At 60.1% G+C, this 23,261-nt stretch carries 25 protein-coding genes; 19 read left to right on the forward strand and 6 right to left on the reverse strand.

What is annotated here, in order from left to right:
• Positions 1–3 precede the first annotated feature (3 nt).
• From CEC48_RS16175 to CEC48_RS16190, 4 genes are all read right to left on the reverse strand, one after another.
• Positions 4–270: a hypothetical protein gene (locus tag CEC48_RS16175; protein ID WP_088424645.1), complete on the reverse strand. Its 267-nt coding sequence runs from the start codon at positions 268–270 to the stop codon at positions 4–6.
• A gap of 48 nt (positions 271–318) precedes the next feature.
• Positions 319–657: a hypothetical protein gene (locus CEC48_RS16180; RefSeq protein ID WP_088424646.1), complete on the reverse strand. Its 339-nt coding sequence runs from the start codon at positions 655–657 to the stop codon at positions 319–321.
• Between the two features lie 85 nt (positions 658–742).
• Positions 743–1,906 (reverse strand): MFS transporter, encoded by a 1,164-nt coding sequence (locus CEC48_RS16185; protein WP_088424647.1) that lies wholly within the window; start codon positions 1,904–1,906, stop codon positions 743–745.
• A gap of 30 nt (positions 1,907–1,936) precedes the next feature.
• Positions 1,937–2,581, reverse strand: a complete 645-nt coding sequence (locus CEC48_RS16190; protein WP_088424648.1) for an HD domain-containing protein — start codon at positions 2,579–2,581, stop codon at positions 1,937–1,939.
• Between the two features lie 112 nt (positions 2,582–2,693).
• On the opposite strand from CEC48_RS16190, the gene CEC48_RS16195 reads away from it, so the two are divergent.
• The 6 genes from CEC48_RS16195 (at position 2,694) to CEC48_RS16220 (ending at position 8,656) form a co-directional block, all read left to right on the forward strand.
• Positions 2,694–3,173 (forward strand): GNAT family N-acetyltransferase, encoded by a 480-nt coding sequence (locus tag CEC48_RS16195; protein WP_004371239.1) that lies wholly within the window; start codon positions 2,694–2,696, stop codon positions 3,171–3,173.
• Positions 3,174–3,321: 148 nt separating this feature from the next.
• Entirely contained in the window at positions 3,322–4,143 is an 822-nt protein-coding gene (locus CEC48_RS16200; protein ID WP_088424649.1) for an SDR family oxidoreductase, read from the forward strand.
• Positions 4,144–4,174: 31 nt separating this feature from the next.
• Entirely contained in the window at positions 4,175–5,155 is a 981-nt protein-coding gene (locus CEC48_RS16205; protein WP_088424650.1) for a substrate-binding domain-containing protein, read from the forward strand.
• The gene (gene araG, locus CEC48_RS16210) at positions 5,152–6,660 is read left to right on the forward strand and encodes an L-arabinose ABC transporter ATP-binding protein AraG (protein WP_088424651.1); all 1,509 of its coding nucleotides are present in this window, start codon (positions 5,152–5,154) and stop codon (positions 6,658–6,660) included. The genes CEC48_RS16205 and araG overlap by 4 nt, the downstream gene beginning before the upstream one ends.
• 16 nt (positions 6,661–6,676) lie before the next feature.
• Positions 6,677–7,642 carry an L-arabinose ABC transporter permease AraH gene (gene araH / locus CEC48_RS16215; protein ID WP_088424652.1) on the forward strand — a complete coding sequence of 322 codons (966 nt, stop codon included), beginning with the start codon at positions 6,677–6,679 and terminating at the stop codon, positions 7,640–7,642.
• A 210-nt stretch (positions 7,643–7,852) separates the two neighbouring features.
• Positions 7,853–8,656 carry an IclR family transcriptional regulator gene (locus CEC48_RS16220; protein ID WP_088424653.1) on the forward strand — a complete coding sequence of 268 codons (804 nt, stop codon included), beginning with the start codon at positions 7,853–7,855 and terminating at the stop codon, positions 8,654–8,656.
• On the opposite strand, the gene CEC48_RS16225 is transcribed toward CEC48_RS16220, so the two are convergent.
• Positions 8,657–9,709 carry an NAD(P)-dependent alcohol dehydrogenase gene (locus CEC48_RS16225; RefSeq protein WP_088424654.1) on the reverse strand — a complete coding sequence of 351 codons (1,053 nt, stop codon included), beginning with the start codon at positions 9,707–9,709 and terminating at the stop codon, positions 8,657–8,659.
• Positions 9,710–9,890: 181 nt separating this feature from the next.
• On the opposite strand from CEC48_RS16225, the gene CEC48_RS16230 reads away from it, so the two are divergent.
• The gene (locus CEC48_RS16230; RefSeq protein ID WP_088424655.1) at positions 9,891–10,781 is read left to right on the forward strand and encodes an AraC family transcriptional regulator; all 891 of its coding nucleotides are present in this window, start codon (positions 9,891–9,893) and stop codon (positions 10,779–10,781) included.
• Positions 10,782–11,004: 223 nt separating this feature from the next.
• Here the strand turns inward: CEC48_RS16230 and CEC48_RS16235 are convergent, their stop codons facing one another.
• The gene (locus CEC48_RS16235) at positions 11,005–12,669 is read right to left on the reverse strand and encodes an electron transfer flavoprotein-ubiquinone oxidoreductase (protein ID WP_088424656.1); all 1,665 of its coding nucleotides are present in this window, start codon (positions 12,667–12,669) and stop codon (positions 11,005–11,007) included.
• A gap of 521 nt (positions 12,670–13,190) precedes the next feature.
• On the opposite strand from CEC48_RS16235, the gene CEC48_RS16240 reads away from it, so the two are divergent.
• The 12 genes from CEC48_RS16240 to CEC48_RS16295 all read left to right on the forward strand — a co-directional run bounded on the left by CEC48_RS16240 (position 13,191) and on the right by CEC48_RS16295 (position 23,259).
• Positions 13,191–13,940, forward strand: a complete 750-nt coding sequence (locus tag CEC48_RS16240) for an electron transfer flavoprotein subunit beta/FixA family protein (RefSeq protein ID WP_076015096.1) — start codon at positions 13,191–13,193, stop codon at positions 13,938–13,940.
• A 2-nt stretch (positions 13,941–13,942) separates the two neighbouring features.
• Entirely contained in the window at positions 13,943–14,887 is a 945-nt protein-coding gene (locus tag CEC48_RS16245) for an electron transfer flavoprotein subunit alpha/FixB family protein (protein ID WP_088424657.1), read from the forward strand.
• Positions 14,888–15,073: 186 nt separating this feature from the next.
• On the forward strand, positions 15,074–15,889 hold the full coding sequence (locus tag CEC48_RS16250; protein ID WP_088424658.1) for an ABC transporter substrate-binding protein: 816 nt from the start codon (positions 15,074–15,076) through the stop codon (positions 15,887–15,889).
• A gap of 9 nt (positions 15,890–15,898) precedes the next feature.
• Positions 15,899–16,261, forward strand: coding sequence for a DUF4398 domain-containing protein (locus tag CEC48_RS16255; protein WP_088424659.1), 363 nt, complete (start codon positions 15,899–15,901; stop codon positions 16,259–16,261).
• Positions 16,258–17,070 carry an OmpA family protein gene (locus CEC48_RS16260; RefSeq protein WP_088424660.1) on the forward strand — a complete coding sequence of 271 codons (813 nt, stop codon included), beginning with the start codon at positions 16,258–16,260 and terminating at the stop codon, positions 17,068–17,070. The genes CEC48_RS16255 and CEC48_RS16260 overlap by 4 nt, the downstream gene beginning before the upstream one ends.
• Positions 17,071–17,416: 346 nt before the next feature.
• A complete protein-coding gene (locus tag CEC48_RS16265; RefSeq protein WP_088424661.1) occupies positions 17,417–18,856 on the forward strand; it encodes a PLP-dependent aminotransferase family protein in 1,440 nt (479 codons plus the stop codon).
• A gap of 104 nt (positions 18,857–18,960) precedes the next feature.
• Complete coding sequence (locus CEC48_RS16270) at positions 18,961–19,461, forward strand: translation initiation factor 2 (RefSeq protein ID WP_088424662.1); 501 nt, start codon at positions 18,961–18,963, stop codon at positions 19,459–19,461.
• A 163-nt stretch (positions 19,462–19,624) separates the two neighbouring features.
• A complete protein-coding gene (locus tag CEC48_RS16275) occupies positions 19,625–19,879 on the forward strand; it encodes a YkgJ family cysteine cluster protein (RefSeq protein ID WP_088424663.1) in 255 nt (84 codons plus the stop codon).
• 44 nt (positions 19,880–19,923) lie between these two features.
• A complete protein-coding gene (locus CEC48_RS16280) occupies positions 19,924–20,529 on the forward strand; it encodes an START domain-containing protein (protein WP_004371215.1) in 606 nt (201 codons plus the stop codon).
• A gap of 103 nt (positions 20,530–20,632) precedes the next feature.
• Positions 20,633–20,869 (forward strand): hypothetical protein, encoded by a 237-nt coding sequence (locus tag CEC48_RS16285; protein WP_088424664.1) that lies wholly within the window; start codon positions 20,633–20,635, stop codon positions 20,867–20,869.
• Positions 20,870–21,082: 213 nt separating this feature from the next.
• Entirely contained in the window at positions 21,083–21,424 is a 342-nt protein-coding gene (locus tag CEC48_RS16290; protein WP_003193463.1) for a ribonuclease E inhibitor RraB, read from the forward strand.
• Between the two features lie 425 nt (positions 21,425–21,849).
• Positions 21,850–23,259, forward strand: coding sequence for a circularly permuted type 2 ATP-grasp protein (locus CEC48_RS16295; protein WP_088424665.1), 1,410 nt, complete (start codon positions 21,850–21,852; stop codon positions 23,257–23,259).
• Positions 23,260–23,261: the final 2 nt, after the last annotated feature.

Below are 23,261 nucleotides of genomic sequence, written 5' to 3' on the forward strand. Positions count from 1 at the left end.
CCGCTATTGGCCCGCTTCGCCTTCCAGCTTGCGGGCCGCTTCCACGCCGGACGCGGTGAGCTTGATCGGCAGGTTCAGCGCGTGTTCCCCCGCATCGTTGCAGGTCACATGGCCTTCCTTGATCCACCCGCGGTCCTGCAAGGTGGCCAAGGCGCTGGCCACCACTTTTTCACCTCGGTAGTTGTCCAGCACCTCTTTGCCCAGCCCACTGGGATGAGCGTGGAGCAGACGGGTGAGGACTTCTTTTTCAAGGTTGTGATCGACGTTCATGCATACCTCTTCACTGGGAAATGGTTGGGTGTTCGTCTTTGCGGCGCGTTAAGGCGCTGGCTGTTTTGGCGCACCGGGAATGTTTGAGTCGTCGCCCTTGTTGATCGAGGGCGAAGTGGCGCCTGGGCCCATTTTGCCGTTAGGCACCGCACCGCTGTTGCGATTGGTGTCGTCGCCCTGGGTGCGCGGGTCTTTGCTGTTGTCGATGATGGCGCCGCCGTTGGTGTCCATGCCGGTGCCCATCGAGTCCTTCGACTCCTGGGTAGCCGGGTTGGGCGGGCTGCCGACTGGGTCGGTACTCGAACCTGTGGAAGCGGCAAAGCTGCTCAGCGAAACCGCAGACAGCAAACCGGTGAGGGCGAAGGCGGCAAATCTGGAAGTCGTCATGATGGTGTCTCCATATGATTAATGTCCTTACCTGATATTGGTCCGCCCCTGTTTGCGATTCGTGCCTCGATACCGACGAACGGTCTTAGGTCGCTTGTAAGATTTTGTGTGATGCGAATCGACGCCAGATCAACCGCGCTACTGTGATCAGCCAGTTGAGCAACGCCACGCACAGCACGCTCATCAATAGGGTCGGCATGCCGTATTCGACGATGACCTTGCCCGCCAGCAACGGGAAGCCAAACACCCCGATAAAGTACGCCAGGCTGAACAGCAGCAACGCCTGGGACGTAGTGCCGGCGGGAGCCTCGTTGGCCGCCAAACCATTGATCACCGAATACGTCAGGCCATAGCCGACGCCCAAGGTGACGGCCGCCAGCAGGTAGCTGAAGCTGCTGCTGACCCAGAACCCGAACAGGAAAATCGACACCAGCATCAACCCGGACAACACACACGCTGCCCAATACGGATCACGCTTGACCACCATGCCGGCGATCAGCAGGCGGCTGGTAATCGCCGCGCTCATGAAGCCCAGGAAGAACAGCGAATAGTCCAGCCCGTGCACTGCCGCGTAGCTGGTTTGGAAACTCGACAGCCCGCCAAACACGCAACCGCCGAGGCCCACCATGATGATTGCGAACACCGCCTTCGACGACAGCACCTTGCGTGTGGCCGACCAGGAAATCTTCGACACCGGCGCAGTGTGCTGACTGAGCGCGGCACCCAGCCGCCAGAAAATCACCACGCCCACCAGGCTCGCCAGTGCGGCGATATGGAACGCAGCCGTCAGCGAAAAATCCAGGGCACTTGCCGCCCGCCCCAGCAGCGGCCCGGAGCCGATCCCGGTCATCATGCTGCCCGACAGCAGGGCGAAATATTTGGCCCGTTGCGCCGGCTCTACCAGCATCGCCACGATGATTGGCCCCAGCGTGTAGAACACGCCCCAGCCCAACCCCAAAGACAAGCCGAAGAACATCAAGCCCTCGCCAAACCCCGGCGCCAGCGCAAAGCCCAAGCAGGCCACCACCAGCAATACGCCCAGCAGTGCGATCGACCTGGCGGCGCCCAACAGGTCGGCCAGATGCCCGGAAACCAGCACCGCCACAAAGGTGCTGAGCATTGCCATGGAGATCACGCTGCCGGCGTCGTGTTCGTTACCGCCGCGCGAGTGGATCAGCAGCGACAGCAAAAATGTCGAGCCGTATGACAGGGAAAGCAGGTAACTGGCGAGGCAGAAAAGGGCGAACAGTCATTAGCCCACAGCGGAGTAACGGCGCCGTTATGGCGTACCGATTTCTTCGATGAACAGGTCCATGAATCCCTTCAACCGCTCGTGCCGAACCCGCGCCATGTGTTGCCCGGTTGGCGTCTGAAACCCACCCGCCAAATGCAAAAGCTTGGTCTGGAAATGGTCGAGGCAAAAGCGCTTGTCGTCGTACTCGCGATGCTTTGCCGTTGGATCTGCCGGGTCATAAAGCCCGCTGCCCATGCGCCCGGCGATATAAAACGTGCGGGCCACGCCGATCATGCCCAGGGAATCCAAACGGTCGGCGTCCTGCACAATCTTCGCCTCAAGCGTCACCGGCGTGAGGCCCGCCGAAAAGCTGTGGGTCTCGATGGCGTGGGTCACTGCAGCAATCGTCTCGGGCTGCCACGCCAACCCCAGCAAAATTTCCCCGGCCTTGTCCGCCGCCAGTTTCGACGCCCTGGACCGCAACGGCGAATTCTTCTCCACCGCCACGCAGTCATGCAGCAACACGGCCGCCAACAGCACCTCAAGATCGCCCCCTTCCTTGGCCTGGATCGACCGCACGTTGTGCCACACCCGCTGCAAGTGGGAGAGGTCGTGTGCGCCATCTTCGGAAGGCTCAAGGGCGTGAGGCAATAAAGTCGCGGCGAGGTCGGTCAGTGGCGTGAAGGGCATGGGGATTCTCAAAGGTCGAATGTCAGCAGCGTAGCCGCGAATCAAATTGCACTGCAATCGGTCATTAAACCGCCTTAGTATGTGGGCTTTCTTTCCCTGACAAGGCCCGTCCATGACCATCGAGATTCGCCCCGCCGTGCCCAGCGATGCTGCGCAGATACTGACCTTCATCACCGAGCTTGCCGACTACGAAAAAGCCCGCCACGAAGTGATCGCCAGCGTGGTGGACATCGAGCGCAGCCTGTTCAGCGAAGGCGCCACCGCCCACGGCCTGATCTGCCTGCGCGATGGTTTGCCGATCGGTTTTGCGGTGTTCTTTTTCAGTTATTCCACGTGGCTGGGCAGCAACTGCCTGTACCTCGAAGACCTGTACATCAACCCCGAACAGCGCGGCGGCGGGGCGGGCAAGAAATTGCTGCGCCACCTGGCGAAAATCGCCTGCGACAACGGTTGCGGGCGTTTCGAGTGGAGCGTGCTGGACTGGAATGAACCGGCCATCGCGTTCTACAAATCCATCGGCGCCCAGCCTCAGGAAGAGTGGGTGCGCTACCGCATGGAAGGCGATGCCCTGAGGGATTTCGCGCAGGGTTAAGCGCGTATAAAACACCGGCTGGCACAGCCGGTTTTTTATATTAATTCTCACTATATGGGATGATAATTTATATATTGAGATATTCCGGTTTCTGGGTTTATAGTCTTCTGCATCAGCACTCACTACCAAAAACAAAACAGGTGAAGCGATGCAGGCACAACCGTTGTCGTTACCTCCGGTGCCCGAGCCGACTTATGGCGAGCGACTGAAGAACAAAGTCGTGGTCATCACCGGCGCGGCCCAAGGCATTGGCGAGGCCATCGTCGCCTGCTTCCAGGCGCAGCAGGCGCGGCTGGTGATCGGTGATATCCAGGGCGAGAAGGTCGAGAAAGTCGCCGCTCATTGGCGCGAACGCGGCGCCCAGATCTACGCGCAACCCGTCGACATCACCTCCAAGGACCAATGGCGCGCGCTGGTGGACGTGGCCATCGAACGCTTTGGCCGCGTCGATGTGCTGGTCAACTGTGCCGGCGTCAACGTGTTCCGCGACCCACTGGAAATGACCGACGAAGACTGGCGCCGCTGCTTCGCCATCGACCTCGACGGCGCCTGGTACGGTTGCCGCACCGTGTTGCCGCACATGATCGAGCAGGGCATCGGCAACATCATCAACATCGCTTCCACCCATTCCAGCCACATCATTCCCGGTTGCTTCCCGTACCCGGTGGCCAAGCACGGCCTGCTGGGCCTGACCCGTGCGCTCGGCATCGAATACGCGCCCAAGGGCATCCGTGTAAATGCCATCGCGCCGGGCTATATCGAAACCCAACTCAACGTCGATTACTGGAACGGCTTTGCCGACCCTCACGCCGAGCGTCAACGCGCCTTTGACCTGCACCCACCGAAGCGCATCGGCCAGCCGATTGAGGTGGCGATGACTGCACTGTTTCTCGCCACTGACGAAGCTCCTTTTATCAATGCCACCTGCCTGATGATCGATGGTGGGCGGTCGGTGATGTACCACGATTAAAACTTTTCCAAATAACAAGAAGAGGTGGTTCATGTTCAAGAAGACACTAGGCACCCTGGCACTCACGATGGCACTCAGCGGCCTGGCTTCTGCCGAAGAAGTAAAGATCGGCTTTCTGGTCAAGCAAGCTGAAGAGCCCTGGTTCCAGACCGAATGGGCCTTCGCCGAAAAAGCCGGCAAGGACCATGGTTTCACCGTGATCAAGATCGCTGTGCCCGACGGTGAGAAGACCCTTTCCGCCATCGACACCCTCGCGGCCAACGGCGCAAAGGGCTTCGTGATCTGCCCGCCTGACGTGTCCTTGGGCCCGGCCATCATGGCCAAGGCCAAGCTCAATAACCTGAAAGTGTTGGCAGTGGACGACCGCTTCGTCGACGCCAAGGGCAAGCCCATGGAAGACGTGCCTTACGTCGGCCTGGATGCCTACAAGATCGGCCAGAAACAAGGCGAAGCCATGGCCACTGAAGCCAAGCATCGCAACTGGGACTGGAAGGACACCTACGCCGTCATCAACACCTTCGACGAGCTGGAAACCGGCAAGAAGCGCACCGACGGTTCGGTAGAAGGCCTCAAGGCCGCCGGCCTGCCGGTTGACCATATCCTGTTCACCGCGCAGAAAACCCTCGATGTACCGGGCGCCATGGACTCCACCAACTCGGCCCTGGTGAAACTGCCCAGCGGCGCGAAAAACCTGCTGATCGGCGGCATGAACGACAGCACCGTATTGGGCGGCGTACGCGCCACCGAAAGCGCCGGCTTCAAGGCACCGAATGTGATCGGCGTGGGCATCAACGGCACCGACGCCATCGAAGAGCTTAAGAAATCAGATACCGGTTTCTACGGCTCGATGCTGCTCAGCCCGGACGCCTCCGGCTATAAAACCGCCACCGCGATGTTCGAGTGGGTCACCAAAGGCACGGAGCCGGCCAAGTTCACCGCACTGGACAACGTAACCCTGATCACCCGCGCCAACTTCAAGGAAGAGTTGAGCAAGATCGGTCTGTGGAAATGAACAGCGCGGCGGCAGAGAGCCTGCGTTTCAACGGCATCGGCAAGGAGTTTCCCGGGGTGAAAGCCCTGGCGCAGATCAGCTTTGAAGCGCGACCCCACACGGTGCATGCGCTGATGGGCGAGAACGGCGCGGGCAAGTCGACTTTGCTGAAAATCCTCGGCGGTTTTTACCCGCCCAACAGCGGCAGTTTGCAGTTGGGCGAGCGCAACGTCAGTTTCAAATCGGCGGCCGACAGCATTGCCAGTGGCATCGCGGTGATTCACCAGGAGCTGCAACTGGTGCCGGAAATGACCGTCGCCGAGAACCTGCTGCTGGGGCATATGCCGTCGCGCTTTGGCGTGGTCAATCGCGGAGCGATGGTGCGCAAGGCGCGGGAATTGCTCAAGGGCCTGGCGGATGAAATCGATCCGAACATGCGCCTGGGCAGCCTGTCCCTCGGCCAGCGGCAACTGGTGGAAATCGCCAAGGCCATGTCGCGCAACGCCCATGTGATTGCGTTCGACGAACCCACCAGCAGCCTCTCGGCCCGGGAGATCGAGCGGCTGATGGTGATCATCGCCCGGCTGCGGGATGAAGGCCGGGTGATCCTCTACGTGTCACACCGCATGGAAGAAGTGTTCCGGATTTGCGATGCGGTGACGGTGTTCAAGGATGGGCGCTTCGTGCGCACGTTCGAGGACATGGCGCAGTTGAACGTCGACCAACTGGTTAACTGCATGGTCGGGCGCGATATCCAGGACATCTACAACTACCGACCACGCGAGCATTCCGGTGAAGCGCTGCGGGTGGAAGGTTTACTTGGGCCGGGGTTGCAGGAGCCGGTGAGTTTGCAGGTGAGCAAGGGCGAAATTCTCGGGCTGTTTGGTTTGGTCGGGGCCGGGCGCACGGAGCTGTTGCGCCTGCTCGCGGGGCTGTCGCGCAGTACTCAAGGTGCATTGGTACTGCATGGCCAGGCGCAGACGTTCAAGTCGCCGCGGGATGCGATTGCGGCGGGTGTGCTGCTCTGCCCCGAAGACCGCAAAAAGGAAGGCATCGTGCCCCGCGCCAGTGTCGCGGAGAACATCAATATCAGTGCGCGCCGCGACCATGCGCGCTTCGGCTGGCTGATCCAGGGCGGCTGGGAACGCACCAACGCCCAGCGGCAAATCAGCGCGCTGAACGTGCGCACGCCGTCTGCTGATCAACCGATTTTGTTCCTGTCGGGCGGCAATCAGCAGAAGGCGATTCTCGGTCGCTGGTTGTCGATGCCGATGAAAGTGTTGCTGCTGGACGAACCGACTCGCGGCATCGATATCGGCGCCAAGTCGGAGATCTACCAGATCATCCACAACCTGGCCGCCAGTGGCATTGCGGTGATTGTGGTGTCCAGCGACCTGATGGAAGTGATGGGCATCTCCGACCGCATCCTGGTGATGAGCGAAGGCGCCCTGACCGGCGAATTGACCCGCGATCAAGCGGACGAAGCACGGCTGCTGCAACTGGCTCTTCCGCGTACGCGGGACTGAAGAATACGAGGTGGGTATGTCACAGGTAAAAACCGCAAGAAGCTTTTGGCCGGGTTTCAACCAGCGCAAGTTTCTCGACGATTGGGTCATGCTGCTGGCGGCCTTGAGCATCTTTGTGCTCAGCGCCATTTTTATCGACAACTTCCTTTCGCCGCTGAATATGCGCGGACTGGGGCTGGCGATTTCCACCGTGGGCATTGCAGCCTGCACCATGCTGTTCTGCCTGGCGTCGGGGCACTTCGACTTGTCGGTGGGCTCGGTGATCGCCTGTTCGGGCGTGGTGGCGGGCATCGTGATTCGCGACACCGACAGCGTGTTCTTCGGCGTGTCGGCGGCGTTGGCCATGGGCCTGGTGGTGGGGCTGATCAATGGCATCGTGATCGCCAAGCTGCGGATCAATGCGTTGATTGCGACGCTGGCGACGATGCAGATCGTGCGTGGGTTGGCGTATATCTTTTCCAACGGCAAGGCGGTTGGGGTGATGAACGAAGGCTTCTTCGTCTTTGGTAACGGCCAACTGTTTGGCGTGCCGGTGCCGATCATCATCACCGTGCTGTGCTTTGTGTTTTTTGGCTGGCTGCTGAACTACACCACCTACGGGCGCAACACCATGGCCATCGGTGGCAACCAGGAAGCGGCGTTGTTGGCCGGGGTGAACGTTGACCGTACCAAGATCATCATCTTTGCCGTACACGGGGTGATCGGGGCGTTGGCCGGGGTGATCCTGGCGTCGCGGATGACCTCGGGGCAACCGATGATTGGCCAGGGGTTTGAGCTGACGGTGATCTCGGCGTGCGTGCTGGGTGGTGTGTCGCTGAGTGGCGGGATCGGGATGATCCGGCATGTGATTGCCGGGGTGCTGATTCTGGCGATCATCGAGAACGCGATGAACCTGAAGAACATCGACACCTTCTACCAATACGTGATTCGCGGCTCGATCCTGTTGTTGGCGGTGATTATCGACAGGATGAAGCAGCGCTGATTTCTCGAGCGATGAGGCTTTCTGTGGCGAGGGAGCTTGCTCCCGCTGGGCTGCGTAGCAGCCCCAATACCAGGCACCTCATTCATCCAGGTAAAACGCGGTCGCCTGTTTTAGGGCCGCTTCGCGCCCCAGCGGGAGCAAGCTCCCTCGCCACAACAGGCGTGACCGCCCATAATGCTCGCCGTTTTCGTACTTCCCAATAGGCCCGATATGCAGGAAAACGCCCACACTCCCGTCAAAGAAGCCGCGCCCACCGGCACCCAAACCCTGCTGCGTGGCCTGGGCGTGGTGCAGGCAGTGGCGGCCGGCGCGCGGGATCTCAAGGAGATTGCCAAGCGCATCGGCACCACCCGCAGCACCACTCACCGCCTGGCCAGTTGCCTGGTGGAAGAACGCTACCTGCGCGTGGTGCCGCAAGTCGGTTACCTGCTGGGCCCCAAATTGATCGAGCTGGGTTTTCAGGCCCGGGAAGAACTGCCTTTGGTGAGCCTGGCAGTACCGTATCTGGACGAGCTGTCGGCCCTTACCGGCGACACCATCCACCTGGCCATTCGCGAATACGATGACGTGCTGTACCTGCACAAGAACCCTGGCCGCAACGGCCCGGAAATGCGCTCGCGCGTGGGCCATCGCATGCCGCTGGCGCGCACCGGGATCGGCAAGGCGTTGCTGCTGGATGACACGGTAGAGGAGTGGCAGCGCCTGTATCAGGTCAGCTTGCCGGCTGGCGGGAAAAACCTGCAGTGGCCGCAGCACCCCGAGCAATCCTGGGCGCAGTTTGAACAGCGCATGCAGGAATACGTGGCGGGCGGTTATGCGTTCGACCTGGAAGACAACGAACCGTCGATCCGTTGTGTCGCGGCACCGGTGCGCGATGCCAGCCGGCGAATCGTCGCCGGCATCAGCATCGCCAGTACCGTGCCCTACATGCCGCTTGAGAAAATGGCTGAGCTGATCCCTGTGATCAAACAGGTCGCAGCACGGCTGTCAGCGGAGTTGGGCGCGAAGGCCTGATCAGGCCTTCAGGGTCGCCATGTCGATCACGAAGCGGTACTTCACATCACCCGCAATCATGCGGGTGTAGGCTTCGTTGATCTGGCGGATGTCGAGCATTTCGATGTCGCAGGTGATGCCGTGCTCGGCGCAGAAATCCAGGACTTCCTGGGTTTCTGCAATGCCACCGATCAGCGAACCGGCCAGCACTTTACGGCCCAACACCAGCTTGGCGGCGTTGACGGGCGGGTCTACCGGCTCGATCAAACCCACCAGGATGTGCACGCCGTCAAAGCGCAGCACATCAAGGTAGGGGTTCAGATCGTGCTGCACCGGAATGGTGTCCAGCAGGAAATCGAAGTGCCCGGCAGCGGCTTTCATCTGTGCTTCGTCGGTGGACACGATCACGTGATCGGCGCCCTGGCGACGGCCTTCTTCAGCCTTGCTCGCCGAGCGGGTGAACAGCGTCACTTCCGCGCCCATGGCCTTGGCGAACTTGATGCCCATGTGGCCCAAACCGCCCATGCCCAGAATCCCAACCTTGTCGCCAGCCTTCACGCCGTAGTGCTTGAGCGGCGAGTAGGTGGTGATGCCGGCGCAGAGGATCGGCGCGGCGCTGGCCAGGTCGAGCTTCGCCGGGATCTTCACCACAAAGTGCTCGCTGACCACGATGCTGTCGGAGTAGCCGCCCATGGTGTTGCTGCCATCGACGCGGTCTGGCGTGGCGTAGGTCATGGTCGGGCCTTCGAGGCAGTATTGCTCGAGGTCGGCGTGGCAGGCGTCGCACTGACGGCAGGAATCGACCATGCAGCCAACGCCCACCAGGTCGCCGACTTTATGCGCGGTGACACTGGCGCCCACGGCGGTGACTTTGCCGACGATCTCGTGGCCCGGCATCAGCGGGTACACGGCGATGCCCCATTCGTTGCGTGCCTGGTGGATGTCGGAGTGGCAGACGCCGCAGTAGAGGATTTCGATCGCCACGTCATCGGCGCGTGGGCTGCGGCGTTCGAAGGACATGGGGGCGAGGGGAGTGGTGGCCGACTGGGCGGCATAACCGATGGCGGTGTACATGGAGAACCTCGCAAAAAGCAGTGACAAGTGAGGTGGGCCATTTTCCGCGCCGCCCCCTGGCGCGGCCATGGCGATTGCTCCGAGTCTCATGCCTATTCGTCCGGGAGTGCCCCTGGATTGGATCGCTGTAGCGTCAGACCTGCGATGATGGTCTCATCCCTTTTTTCGCGAAGTTTTTGCCATGTTGTTGACCCGCCATGTCGATGCCAATGCCGCGTTGGTTGCCCTGATCGAACCCCTGACACCCCGCGATGGTTTTTCGCCCACGAACCTCGCGGGTGTGAAGGTATTGCGCGCCAGCTGTGATGTGGCGCGCGGCCCGCAGATCTATGAGCCGAGCCTGATGATCGTCGCCCAGGGCAGCAAAGTCGCGTACCTGGGCCCGCGTACCCTGGAGTATGGCGCCGGGCATTACCTGATCCAGGCGATGCCGGTGCCGTTCGAATGCGAGACTTTTGCCATGCCCAATGCGCCGCTGTTGGGTGTGACGGTGGGCATTGACCGGGTGGTGCTCGGTGAGTTGGTGATGGCGATGGGCATCCAGTCCGGGCCACCGCCGGCGGCGCAGACGCTGGAGTCGATGAGTTCGGTGGTGCTGGATGACGCCATGCGCGGTTGTGTCGAGCGGCTGTTGCAGTGCCTGCACGATCCGCTGGAGAGCCGGATCATGGGCCCGGCGCGGGTGCGGGAATTGTTGTTCACCGCGTTGCGCGGGCCACAGGCGGATGTGCTGCGGGCGCTGGTGGAGCAGCAGGGGCAGTTTTCCCGGGTGGCGACGTCGTTGAACCACCTGCATGCGCATTACGCCGAGCCGCTGAACATCGAGACGCTGGCCGGTTATGCGCACATGAGTGCCTCGACCTTTCACGAGCACTTCAAGCGCTGCACGCTGTTGTCGCCGGTGCAATACCTCAAGCGTTTGCGGCTGCTCAAGGCCCAGCAGTTGCTGCTGGTGGAGGGCATGGGCGTGGCGCAGGCGGCCCACAGTGTGGGGTATCAGAGTACGTCGCAGTTCAGCCGCGAATATAAGCGCTACTTCGAGCGCAGCCCTGGGGATGAGCGGGCGGCTTAACGCCTCCAGGCACAACTCGGTCAAAAATGTGTGGGCTTGCTGTGGTGAGCGGGCTTGCCCCGCGTTGGGCTGCGAAGCAGCCCCATCAATCTATGGTGAACCCGACGGGGGACAAGCCCCCTCACCACAGCAAGCCCGCTCCCACATTTGACCGAGTCGACGGGTCTTTTCCTGGCCACAAAAAAGGCCCCCATTCGGGAGCCTTGATGTTCAAGCTGCGGATCTACATGTTCGGGTAAGTCGGCCCGCCCGCACCTTCCGGTGTCACCCAGGTGATGTTCTGCGAAGGGTCCTTGATGTCACAGGTCTTGCAGTGCACGCAGTTCTGGGCGTTGATCTGGAAGCGCTTCTCGCCGTCTTCCTTGGTGATCACTTCATACACGCCGGCCGGGCAGTAGCGCTGCGCCGGTTCATCGTAGAGCGGCAGGTTGGTGCCGATCGGGATGCTCGGGTCTTTCAGCTTCAAGTGGCACGGCTGTTCTTCTTCGTGGTTGGTACCGGAGATGAACACCGAGCTCAGCTTGTCGAAGCTCAACTTGCCGTCGGGTTTCGGGTAGTCGATTTTCTGGCTGTCTTTGGCCAGCTTCAAGCAGGCGTAGTCCGGCTTGGTGTCGTGCAGGGTAAACGGCATTTTGCCGCCGAGGATGTTCTGGTCGAACCAGTTGAAGCCGGCACCGATGATCGGGCCGAACTTGTGCATCGCCGGGCCGAAGTTACGGCTGGCGAACAGTTCTTCGTACAGCCAGCTGTTCTTGAAACCGTCGACGTAGTTGGTCAGCTCGTCGCCGCCTTCGGACTCGGCGAACAGGCGCTCGGCCACGGCGTCGGCAGCGAGCATGCCGGACTTCATGGCGGTATGGCTGCCCTTGATCTTGGCCACGTTCATGGTGCCCAGGTCGCAGCCGATCAGTGCGCCACCCTTGAACACCATTTTAGGCAGCGAGTTGATGCCACCCTTGGCCAGCGCGCGCGCGCCGTAGCTGATGCGCTTGCCACCTTCCAGGTACTGGGCCAGCACCGGGTGATGCTTGAGGCGCTGGAACTCGTCGAACGGTGACAGGAAGGTGTTGCTGTAGGACAGGTCGACGATCAGGCCGACCACTACCTGGTTGTTTTCCAGGTGATAGAGGAACGAACCGCCAGTGTTCTCGTTGCTCATGATGTCCAGCGGCCAGCCGGCGGTGTGTACCACCAGGCCCGGTTGGTGCTTGGCCGGGTCGATTTCCCAGATTTCTTTCAGGCCGATGCCGTAGTGCTGGGCATCGGCGTCGCTGGCCAGGTTAAAGCGCTCGATCAGTTGCTTGCCGATGTGCCCACGGCAGCCTTCGGCGAACAGCGTGTACTTGCCGCGCAGTTCCATGCCTGGGGTGTATACGCCTTCTTTCGGGTGGCCTTCGCGGTCAACGCCGAGGTCGCCGGTGATGATCCCGCGCACCACGCCGTTCTCGTCGAACAGCGCTTCCTGGGCGGCAAAGCCCGGGTAGACTTCCACACCCAGGTTCTCGGCCTGCTGGGCAAGCCAGCGGCACAGGTTGCCCAGGGAGATAATGTAGTTGCCTTCGTTGTGCATGGTCTTGGGCACAAAGAAGTCAGGCACCTTGGTTGCGGCTTCGCTGGAGCGCAATACATAGATGTCATCACGCACGACCGGCGTGTTGAGCGGGGCACCGAGTTCTTTCCAGTCCGGGAACAATTCGTTCAGGGCGCGGGGTTCAAACACGGCACCAGACAGGATGTGAGCGCCGACTTCGGAGCCTTTTTCGACCACGCAGACGCTGATTTCCTTACCGGCTTCGGCGGCCTTCTGCTTCAATCGGCAGGCGGCAGACAGGCCCGCCGGGCCAGCGCCGACGATGACCACGTCGAATTCCATGTATTCGCGTTCCACAGGCTATCTCCTACTCAAGGCTCAACGGCTTTTTTTCTAATGGGTGGAGGTTCGGTGTCGTGTCCATCATCACTGCGCCAAATGGCAGGGGATGACCCACCTTTCTCTCTAGGTGGCGCATTATATCTACACCACTGTCAGCGTCCAATACAAACGTTTGTTTGAATTGCCCGCAGGCTAGGTAAATCAAAGAGGCGCGGCTTATGACTGGCTGTTTTGCCGTATTGACCAGAATAGGCGTTCCGGTCAATATACGGTCGGTTTTGCGCTTACCGTAGGCAGACTGCAGGTTTCAAGAGCACGTCCAAAAGCAAGACAGGTGACGCGCGCCCAAACAATGGCGCGCAGTTTACACGCTGCGATAAAGAATGACCTCTCAGTCACGACTGACGAACGGTCATCACTTCCCGTGAGCAAGGTCATCCGCCGAAGTTTTTGGAGGTGCCCTTGTGTGCCGATGAGCATCAACCGCCAGGTTCGCCTAGGCGACTTTCTTTTCACCGGAGAGTAACGAGGAATCCATGAAGGTTCTTGTAGCTGTCAAACGCGTTGTCGATTACAACGTGAAAGTTCGCGTCAAGGCGGACAATTCCGGCGTCGACCTCGCTAACGTCAAGATGTCGATGAACCCTTTCTGCGAAATCGCCGTGGAAGAAGCCGTACGCCTGAAAGAGAAAGGCGTTGCGACTGAAATCGTCGTCGTTTCCATCGGCCCGACCACTGCTCAAGAGCAGCTGCGTACCGCCCTGGCGCTGGGTGCCGATCGCGCCATCCTCGTCGAATCCGCTGAAGAGCTGACTTCCCTGGCCGTTGCCAAGTTGTTGAAAGCGGTTGTCGACAAGGAACAGCCTTCGCTGGTGATCCTCGGCAAACAAGCCATCGACAGCGACAACAACCAGACCGGCCAGATGCTGGCTGCACTGACCGGTTACGGCCAGGGCACCTTCGCCTCGAAAGTCGAAGTGAGCGGCGACAACGTTGCCGTGACCCGCGAAATCGACGGCGGCGCGCAAACAGTTTCCCTGAAACTGCCAGCCATCGTCACCACCGACCTGCGTTTGAACGAGCCGCGCTACGCGTCCCTGCCAAACATCATGAAAGCCAAGAAGAAGCCTCTCGAAGTGCTGACTCCGGATGCTTTGGGCGTTTCCACCGCCTCCACCAACAAGACCGTAAAAGTCGAAGCGCCGGCTGCACGCAGCGCGGGCATCAAGGTCAAGTCGGTGGCTGAACTGGTCGAGAAACTGAAAAACGAAGCGAAGGTAATCTAATCATGACTATCTTGGTAATCGCAGAACACGACAACAAGGTAGTGGCTCCGGCCACCCTGAACACTGTCGCCGCCGCCGCCAAAATCGGTGGTGATGTCCACGTGCTGGTCGCAGGCCAAAACGTCGGCGCCGTGGCTGAAGCCGCTGCAAAAATCGCTGGCGTGAGCAAAGTACTGGTCGCCGATAACGCGGCCTACGCTCACCAGTTGCCGGAAAACGTTGCGCCGCTGGTAGCAGCTCTTGGTTCAGAGGCGGGGGGCGCTGGCTACAGCCACATCCTGGCTGCCGCCACTTCCAACGGCAAAAACATCCTGCCGCGCGTTGCTGCGCAGCTGGACGTTGACCAGATCTCCGAGATCGTTTCGGTAGAAAGCGCCGACACCTTCAAGCGCCCGATCTACGCCGGTAACGCCATCGCCACCGTGCAGTCCACTGCCTCGGTAAAAGTCATCACCGTGCGTGCCACCGGTTTCGACCCGGTTGCAGCTGTTGGTGGTTCGGCTGCGGTTGAGGCTGTAGCGGCTGTTCACGACGCTGGCACTTCCAGCTTCGTGGGTGAAGAGCTGGCCAAGTCCGATCGTCCGGAACTGACCGCTGCCAAGATCGTCGTTTCCGGCGGCCGCGGCATGCAGAACGGCGACAACTTCAAACACCTGTACGCCCTGGCCGACAAGCTGGGCGCTGCGGTCGGCGCTTCCCGCGCTGCCGTCGACGCAGGTTTTGTACCGAACGACATGCAGGTCGGCCAGACCGGCAAGATCGTTGCGCCACAGCTGTACATCGCCGTCGGTATCTCCGGCGCGATCCAGCATTTGGCCGGTATGAAAGACTCCAAGGTGATCGTTGCGATCAACAAGGACGAAGAAGCGCCGATCTTCCAGGTGGCAGATTACGGCCTGGTGGCGGACTTGTTCGAAGCCGTACCTGAGCTTTCGAAGCTGGTCTAATCCAGCCGCTTCACTTATAAAGAGCCCGGTCTTTTGACCGGGCTTTTTTTTGCACATGAATCCTGTAGCAGCGAGCTTGCTCGCGAAAAACCGCAGAGCGCCGCGTTAAGCCAGGCACCCCGCGTCATCGTTAACGACCTTCGCGAGTAAGCTCGCTCCTACAAATAACTGACGGAGAACCCCGCCATGGAACTGCGCCTCTGGGCCCTGCTACTGGGACTGTCACTGCTGCCGGCAGTGTCGCAGGCCACCGGCAAATGTGATCGCCTGGTGATCACCGGCAGCCCGGACGCGCCGCCTTACCTGTGGCGTGATCCCCAGGCCCCCACGCACCTGATCGGCGCCACCGCCGACATGTTGCAGCAAGTGGCCAAGGACCTCGGGGTGAAAATCGACCTGCTGTACGGCGGCAAACGCTCGGTGGCCCTGGACGAAGTGCGCAGCGGGCGCATGGACATCCTCGCCGATGCGCCATTGACCCTCGACGCCCTGGACTCCCTCGATTACATCCATCCGGCGCTGGTGCAAACCGATTACCTGGTCTGGACCCGCAAGGATTCGACCCTGGCCTACAACCAGGCCAGCGACCTGCACGGCCACAAGGGCGCCGTGTCGGAAAGGGCGCGCCTGAGTCGCTACTTTGAAACCTTCGCCGGTGAGCAACTGACGCTGCAACGTTTGCCCAGCCTGACGCCGGCGTTCCAGAAACTGCTGCTGGGGGAGGTGGACTATGTGCTTGCCGGGCGCTATTCCGGCATGGCTATGGCCCAGACCTTGGGCATGAGCAACGACCTGGTGGCGCGCGAACTGCCCATCGACCAGCCGGGCCTGTACCTGGCCATTTCCCACAACTCCGCCTGCAACGATCCGTGGTTGCGCGGACAGCTCGCCAAAAAGATGACAGAATTGCCCGCGTCCGGTCTGGCGGAAACCGCGCTGCAGAGCAATCTTGCGCGCTGGAAAGCGCAGTTGCAGCAACCCGTCGGCACCCCAATAAAGTAGGGATTTTCAGTGACTATTCGACCTCTTTTCGCGGCCCTCGCCGTTGTAGCTTTGGCGGGATGTGCAGCCGATCCTGCGCCGAATGAACAAATGCGCCTGACCCAGCAAGCCCTGGAACAAGCCAACGCCGTGGGCGCCGTCGCCGATGACTCGCCCGAGCTGAAGCTGGCTGAAGACAAGTTCACCCGTGCCCAGGCCGACATGGCCGATAAATCCTACAAGGACGCCCGCATGCAGGCTGAAGAAGCCGAGCTGGACGCCCGCCTGGCGGAAGCCCAGGTACTCACCCGCAAAAGCCGCGAGCAACTGAACGTGCTCAACACCCGTATCACCCGCCTGCGCAAACAGTTGCAGCTGGGAGATGCGCAATGAGCCCGTTGATTCGAGGGTTGAGCGGTGTGGTGTTGCTGGGCAGTGTGCTCGGCGGTTGCGCAACGCATCCCGACAGTAACCTTGCCTTGCAACAGGCAAGCAGTGACTTCCAGAAGGTCAAGGAAGATTCGAATGTGCTGCGTATCGCGCCCAAGGACGTGATACGCGCCGGCGAATCCCTGGCCCGTGCCGACCGCTTCTCCAGCTTCTGGGGCAGCGGCGCCGATGTGGCGCATTACGCCTACCTGAGCCAGCGCTACAGCGCGATTGCCCGGGAACACACCGAGCAAGCACTCAACCAGGAGCGTGGCGTCAAGCTGGAGCTGGAACGTCAGCGCCTGCAACTGGCCCTGCGCGAAGCCAAGCTGAGCAGCGTGCAGCAACAGGGCAAATGGCTTGAGGCACAGATCGCCAGCCTGACCACTGTCCAGACCGATCGCGGCCTGGTGATGACCCTGGGCGATGTGCTGTTCGACACCGGCGAGGCAGAGCTGCAAAACTCGGCCAACCGCACGGTGCTCAAAGTCGTACAGTTCCTGCAATTGAACCCCAAACGCGTGGTGCGCATTGAGGGCTACACCGACGATACCGGTGGCGAGCCGGAAAACCTCAAACTGTCCCGGGACCGCGCCCAGTCAGTTGCGGATGTACTGAGCGATCTGGGCATCGATGAAAAACGCATCCAGGTGGAAGGCTACGGCGATCAGTACCCGGTTGAAGTCAACGCTTCGGAGCGCGGCCGGGCGCAGAACCGCCGGGTAGAGATTGTATTTTCCGACGAGAAGGGCCAACTGGGCGCCGCCCGCTAAACCTGACGCTCATGGCAAAAGCTGATCTCTGTGGGAGCTGTCGAGCCCCAGCGAGGCTGCGATAGGATCGCCTCGGCGTACCTGCAACACCGCAGCGCCTGCATTGCAGCCTCGCTAAAGCTCGACAGCTTCCACGATTGTTTTGTGGTGTTATAGAAATAGCGTTTCGAAAAGCCCGGTCACTGATCGGGTTTTTTGTGCCTTCGATTCAGTTCGCCACCCTTACAGTTTTTTCTATCACTGCCGCCCGTGCTCGACTATTGTGGCAACTGTCCCCGTACACTTCTAAACTGTGCCGGTATGTTTCACACAAAAATAAAATACCCGTGAAATCGAGTGCTGCGTCATGACCAATCTGTTGCTTTACCAACGTATCGCCCAGCAACTGGCTGAGGATATCCGCCGCGGTGTCTATCAGCCGGGCGAGCGCGTGCCTTCGGTGCGCAAAATGAGCTCCCAGCTCAACGTCAGCCACGCCACCGTGTTGCAGGCCTACGCGAACCTGGAAGACCAGGGGTTGATTCGCGCGCGGCCGCAGTCCGGGTATTACGTGCACCAGACGCCGGCGCTCACCGCGCCCACGCCCGACATCGCCCGCGTCGAGCGTCCAGGGTTGGTCACCCGCAGCAGCATCATTCAACAGGTGTTGGTGGAGTCCCGCCGCGAAGGCGTGTTCCCGCTGGGCGCCGCCGTGCCGAGCGTCGACTACATGCCCGTGCGCGCTCTGCACCAGCAACTGGCCAAGGTCACGCGCTTCCAGAGCCCACGGGCGTTCAGCTACATGTTCAGCCCGGGTTTTGAACCGCTGCGCCGCCAAGTGGCGATCCGTATGCGTGATGCCGGGGTGGTGGTCGACCCGTCCGAAGTGGTGATCACCCACGGGTGTGTCGACGCATTGCAGATGTCGTTGCGGGTACTGACGCGCCCAGGCGATTTGATCGCCGCCGAATCGCCGACGTATTACGGCTTGCTGCAACTGGCGGATTTGCTGGGCCTGAAAGTCATCGAAATCCCCAGCGACCCGGCCACCGGCATGAGCCTGGAAGCCCTGCAACTGGCGGCCAACCAATGGTCGATCAAGGCGCTGGTGCTGACCACGCGCCTGAGCAATCCCCTGGGCGGCACCATGCCCGAAGAGCGGCAGAAACAGTTGCTGCGCCTGGCTTCGGATTTTGATATCCAGGTGGTTGAGGACGATATCTATGGCGAACTGATGTTCGAGCTGGGTCGCACCAAGGCCCTGAAAGCCTACGACCGCCTGGACCGGGTGATCTATTGCTCCAGCTTCTCCAAGACCTTGTCACCGGGTATCCGCATTGGCTGGATGATCGCCGGCAAGTACCAGCAGGAGATCCAGCGCCTGCAAATGTTCAGCACCCATTCGGCCTGCAGCGTGACCCAGATGGGCACGGCGGCGTACCTGGAAAACGGCGGTTACGACCGGCATTTGCGCTATATCCGCCAGGAATACCGCAAGAACCTCAGCGCCTTCCAGCTGGCAGTGCAGCAATATTTCCCCGAAGGCACGCAGATGACCCGTCCGAACGGCGGTTTTATCCTGTGGGTCAGTTTGCCGGGGCGGGTCAATACCCAGGAACTGCACGTGCGTGCGTTGCAGCAAGGCATCAGCATTGCACCGGGGCTGATCTTCAGTAATACGGAACAGTTCAACCACTGTATTCGCCTGAACTGCGGCACGCCGTGGAACCGCGAAGCCGAGCGCGCGTTGATGACCCTCGGCATGCTGGCAAGCCAGTTGTGCCAGGAGACTGCGGCAGGGTTTTGAGGCACGGAAAGGGGACATAAAGAGTAGCTGGCTATTTAGCATGCTTGTCATGCCGCTCCCAACAAGCGAGCATATGGCCTTCTGCCGTTAATGCTGCTGGCGATATGACTTATACCTTTCCTGCTGCGCTGCTGATCTGCGTGTTAAGCCTGTGCAACGCTGGCGCCGTTTTGGCGGCTCCCGCCAGTGAAACAGCGACTGCTGCCAGTACCCAGCCAAAGGCACCGGCGAAAAAAGCCGCTGTGGTAAAGAAAGCCCCGGTGGCGAAAAAAGCGCCGGTCAAGAAAGCAGCACCGACTAAAAAACGTGCACCTATCGCCAGCAAATCAAAATCAGCCCACGAAGTAGCCAAGACTCCGCTGCCGCCTGCGCAGTTGGATTTGACCCTGCCGTCGGACATGGTGCGGCACCTGCAACCCCTTGGCACGATGCCGCAGCCAAAGAACGTTCCTTTGTTGCCTCCCATGTTCGGTGAAAAGCCGGCTGACAACAGCGCTTTCCAGATCAACGGCCGGCTGCTCAGTAATGAAATGAAGCTGCAACTGCGTAATGAAGAACGGCGCGACGTTGAAGGCGCTGCGCTGGATTTTCAGTTCAGGCAATAAACCCGACGAGTAAAAGTGACGTGCGCCTCTGACCTTCTGTCGCAGACTGGTCAGTCACTTTTGTTTTCAGTGAAAAACCCCTGTGAAGCCAATTTAAAACGTCTGTTTAAGCGCGTAGTCTTACGTGGCCATCAACACTTGAGCTGTCGAGGATCTGTTCGTCATGAAATGCCGTGAAGGCTGTGGCGCTTGCTGCATTGCCCCATCCATCAGCTCACCGTTGCCGGGAATGCCTGCCGGCAAACCAGCGGGCGAACGCTGCCTGCATCTGTCGGTCGAACAACTGTGCCAGTTGTTTGGCCAACCTGAGCGGCCGGCGGTGTGCAGTTCGTTCCAGGCGGATATCGAGGTCTGTGGCAACAGCCAGGAAGAAGCGATCAGGTTGATCGGCTGGTGGGAACAGATGACGGCGGCTTAGTGGGCTGTTCAAAGTACTGAACTTCAACAATAAGGAATAAGACCATGGGTTCACTGAAACGAATTGCGGTGTTGTGCGGTTTTACCGCTTTGTTTGCAGCTGCTGCGCACGCTGAAGACTGGCAGACAGCCAAGGATGAAGACGGCATCAAAGTCTCCTTGAGTGAAATTGCCGGCTCCAAGTACAAGGCTTATCGCGGCGTGACCACCATCAAGGCGCCGCTGGCCAAGATCCAGGCGTTGCAGGAAGACGTGGCGGGGGCCTGTTCCTGGATCCACGAATGCAAGTCGCAAAAACTGCTCAAGCAGGAAGGCGACAAGAGCTGGACCTACACTCAGTTCAAGGCCCCGTTCCCGGTGACCGATCGTGACTCGATCCTGGAAATCACCACCACCAAGGCCGCCGATGGCACCGTGACCCGCAAGCTGTTGGAAGTGCCCACCTACCAGCCCGAAGTAAAAGGCTATGTGCGCGTAGCCCAGGTCGACGGTTACTGGAAACTGGTGCCCAAAGGCGACAACCTGACCGAAGTGACTTACCAGGTGCACACCGAGCCAGGTGGCAGCGTGCCGTCGTGGCTGGCCAACAAGTTTGTGGTGGACGCACCGTTCAACACCTTGAAAGCCCTGAAAGAACACGCTGAGAAGTAAGTACAGCTGATCAGGTGCCTCCTGCCTTGAGTGGAACGATTTTCGAGCCCTCAAGGTCCAGATGTGTGTAAGCCCACCCATGGGTTTTATCGAGGAGGCACTGATGCAAACGTGGAACATTACCTTCGTTGATGATCATGGCGTGCAGTCTGTGGAGCAGTTCACCTGCGCCGAAAAGCCCAGCCTTGAAGACGCTGCCCATATGATCCGTGCGAAATTGTTGCCAGTGGCCGCCGAACTGGACCTCAATGACCTGGAGGGCCGCACCGACGAGCCAACGGTCAAGAGCCTGAAAACCCAGAACGCCATTCAAATCCTCAGCATTAGCCCCGTCTCCTGAACATTCCCTGTACGTCGTTAAACAGCCTCTGGTGGAGCTGATAGCTTCGCGTTACTCTGCAAGGGAGATCAGCGAATGAATCGCTAAGGTCTGGTCTTGTCAGCTACATGCTTGTCTCCCAGCGGCGACGTCATTGCCGTAACACCCGCGCCCCTGCAGCGCGGACCTTGGGAAGCACGGAAAGTCTATCCATCGGTTTGAGGAGGACGTTTCATGAGCACAGCCTATCAAGAAGACATCAGCACCAACGTGTTGCGCCGCATGAAAGAGGGCGGCTTTGACTTCTCGCGTTTCCACCCCATCGAGTTCTACGCCATTTTCCCGGATGAGGAACGTGCGCGCCGGGCTGCGGGTCGGTTTCGTGGAGAGTCCCTGAATGCCCAGGTCAGCGCGCGCGATGACGGCGCCTGGTACCTGGAATTGAGCAAAATCATGTTCGCCACCTACGACGGTATAGGAGACTTCGAGCAGGACTTTGAGGCGGTGGTCGAGCCCTTGGGCGGGATCATCGAAGGATGGGGCGTAAAACAGGAGGTGCGTGGGTTACCCATGTAGCAGGATGAACAACAACACAGCGTATCGGCTGACCTTTGGGTCGGCCGTTTTTGTTTCTGGCGCGGGAAAAATCCTGCGCAAAAAAAAGCCACCCGAGCAGGGTGGCCAAAGGGAAGATCGCAAAGGAGGAGAGCGATTCGGTAAAAGCAGTGTTGCGCAATGGATGAAGCTGTAGGACGTGTCCTGTTCAGCTGATGGGGGTGATTATCCGCAGGGTTTGCCGGGCGGTGAAATCAACTATGACTATGCTGTTGATAGTCATGGCCTGCATTGCAATGAGGCGGCGGGCATGACAGCGGGCATTTGCTGCACCGGGACGGTGCGCTGAGGTCTGCGCTTATATCTAACTGATTGATACTTAAGTGTTTATGCCGCTGGCACGGGCCTTGCGATGGTTCTTGCGTCCGGGTGACAAGGAGTACGGCATGATCCGCACTTATTATGATGAGATGTACGACGGGGCAGGGCTGGTGCGCCCCCATTACCGCGAATTTGCCCGCTGGTTGGCCGAGACGCCCCCTGAACTGCTGGCCCAGCGCCGGCGTGAAGCTGATTTGCTGTTTCACCGGGCCGGTATCACGTTCACGCTGTATGGCGATGAGCAAGGCACTGAACGCCTGATTCCCTTCGACACGATTCCCCGCAGCATCCCGGCCAGTGAATGGCGGATTGTCGAGCGCGGCTGCATCCAGCGGGTCAAGGCGTTGAACATGTTCCTCGCCGACCTGTACCACGAACAACGCATCATCAAGGCCGGGATCATCCCCGCCGAGCAAGTGCTGGCCAACGAGCAGTACCAGTTGGCGATGCAGGGCCTGGACCTGCACCGCGATATCTATTCCCACATCTCCGGCGTCGACCTCGTACGCGATGGCGACGGTACTTACTACGTCCTCGAAGACAACCTGCGCACTCCCAGCGGCGTGAGCTACATGCTCGAAGACCGCAAGATGATGATGCGCCTGTTCCCCGAACTGTTCGCCGCCCAGCGCATCGCACCGATCGACCATTACCCCAACCTGTTGCTCGACACCCTGAAAAGCTCCAGCCCGCTGGATAACCCAAGCGTGGTGGTGCTGACGCCGGGGCGTTTCAACAGTGCGTTCTTTGAGCATGCGTTCCTGGCCCGTGAAATGGGCGTGGAACTGGTGGAAGGCGCCGACCTGTTTGTGCGCGATGACCGTGTGTTCATGCGCACCACCGACGGCCCCAAAGCGGTGGATGTGATCTACCGCCGGCTCGACGACGCATTCCTCGACCCGCTGGCCTTCAACCCCGACTCCATGCTCGGCGTGCCAGGCCTTTTGGCGGCGTATCGCTCGGGCAATGTGGTACTGGCGAATGCCATCGGCACCGGGGTGGCGGATGACAAGTCGGTGTACCCGTTCGTCACCGAGATGATCCGTTTTTACCTGGATGAAGAGCCAATCCTGAAGAATGTTCCGACGTTCCAGTGCCGTAATCCCAGTGAATTGTCCCACGTACTGGCCAACCTTCCTGAACTGGTGGTGAAGGAAACCCAGGGCTCTGGTGGTTACGGCATGTTGGTCGGCCCGGCAGCCACGGCGGCAGAGATCGAAGCCTTCCGCGCGCGCATCAAGGCCAAGCCCCACGCCTATATCGCGCAGCCAACATTGTGCTTGTCGACGTGCCCGACCTTCGTCGAAAACGGCATCGCCCCACGCCATATCGACCTGCGCCCGTTCGTGCTGCAAGGCAAGGAAACCCGCGTGGTACCCGGCGGCCTGACCCGTGTGGCGCTGCGCGAAGGTTCGCTGGTGGTCAACTCGTCCCAAGGCGGCGGCACCAAAGACACCTGGGTGGTTGAGGATTGAAA

The organism is Pseudomonas sp. K2I15 (genome assembly GCF_002204795.1).
Taxonomy (GTDB): Bacteria; Pseudomonadota; Gammaproteobacteria; order Pseudomonadales; family Pseudomonadaceae; genus Aquipseudomonas.

Bases quoted from the DNA above. Each gene is read 5' to 3' on its own strand.
- CEC48_RS16175 (WP_088424645.1), bottom strand. From the start codon at position 270: ATGAACGTCGATCACAACCTTGAAAAAGAAGTCCTCACCCGTCTGCTC.
- CEC48_RS16180 (WP_088424646.1), bottom strand. From the start codon at position 657: ATGACGACTTCCAGATTTGCCGCCTTCGCCCTCACCGGTTTGCTGTCT.
- CEC48_RS16190 (WP_088424648.1), bottom strand. From the start codon at position 2,581: ATGCCCTTCACGCCACTGACCGACCTCGCCGCGACTTTATTGCCTCAC.
- CEC48_RS16195 (WP_004371239.1), top strand. From the start codon at position 2,694: ATGACCATCGAGATTCGCCCCGCCGTGCCCAGCGATGCTGCGCAGATA.
- CEC48_RS16200 (WP_088424649.1), top strand. From the start codon at position 3,322: ATGCAGGCACAACCGTTGTCGTTACCTCCGGTGCCCGAGCCGACTTAT.
- CEC48_RS16205 (WP_088424650.1), top strand. From the start codon at position 4,175: ATGTTCAAGAAGACACTAGGCACCCTGGCACTCACGATGGCACTCAGC.
- araG (WP_088424651.1), top strand. From the start codon at position 5,152: ATGAACAGCGCGGCGGCAGAGAGCCTGCGTTTCAACGGCATCGGCAAG.
- araH (WP_088424652.1), top strand. From the start codon at position 6,677: ATGTCACAGGTAAAAACCGCAAGAAGCTTTTGGCCGGGTTTCAACCAG.
- CEC48_RS16220 (WP_088424653.1), top strand. From the start codon at position 7,853: ATGCAGGAAAACGCCCACACTCCCGTCAAAGAAGCCGCGCCCACCGGC.
- CEC48_RS16225 (WP_088424654.1), bottom strand. From the start codon at position 9,709: ATGTACACCGCCATCGGTTATGCCGCCCAGTCGGCCACCACTCCCCTC.
- CEC48_RS16230 (WP_088424655.1), top strand. From the start codon at position 9,891: ATGTTGTTGACCCGCCATGTCGATGCCAATGCCGCGTTGGTTGCCCTG.
- CEC48_RS16240 (WP_076015096.1), top strand. From the start codon at position 13,191: ATGAAGGTTCTTGTAGCTGTCAAACGCGTTGTCGATTACAACGTGAAA.
- CEC48_RS16245 (WP_088424657.1), top strand. From the start codon at position 13,943: ATGACTATCTTGGTAATCGCAGAACACGACAACAAGGTAGTGGCTCCG.
- CEC48_RS16250 (WP_088424658.1), top strand. From the start codon at position 15,074: ATGGAACTGCGCCTCTGGGCCCTGCTACTGGGACTGTCACTGCTGCCG.
- CEC48_RS16260 (WP_088424660.1), top strand. From the start codon at position 16,258: ATGAGCCCGTTGATTCGAGGGTTGAGCGGTGTGGTGTTGCTGGGCAGT.
- CEC48_RS16265 (WP_088424661.1), top strand. From the start codon at position 17,417: ATGACCAATCTGTTGCTTTACCAACGTATCGCCCAGCAACTGGCTGAG.
- CEC48_RS16270 (WP_088424662.1), top strand. From the start codon at position 18,961: ATGACTTATACCTTTCCTGCTGCGCTGCTGATCTGCGTGTTAAGCCTG.
- CEC48_RS16275 (WP_088424663.1), top strand. From the start codon at position 19,625: ATGAAATGCCGTGAAGGCTGTGGCGCTTGCTGCATTGCCCCATCCATC.
- CEC48_RS16280 (WP_004371215.1), top strand. From the start codon at position 19,924: ATGGGTTCACTGAAACGAATTGCGGTGTTGTGCGGTTTTACCGCTTTG.
- CEC48_RS16285 (WP_088424664.1), top strand. From the start codon at position 20,633: ATGCAAACGTGGAACATTACCTTCGTTGATGATCATGGCGTGCAGTCT.
- CEC48_RS16290 (WP_003193463.1), top strand. From the start codon at position 21,083: ATGAGCACAGCCTATCAAGAAGACATCAGCACCAACGTGTTGCGCCGC.
- CEC48_RS16295 (WP_088424665.1), top strand. From the start codon at position 21,850: ATGATCCGCACTTATTATGATGAGATGTACGACGGGGCAGGGCTGGTG.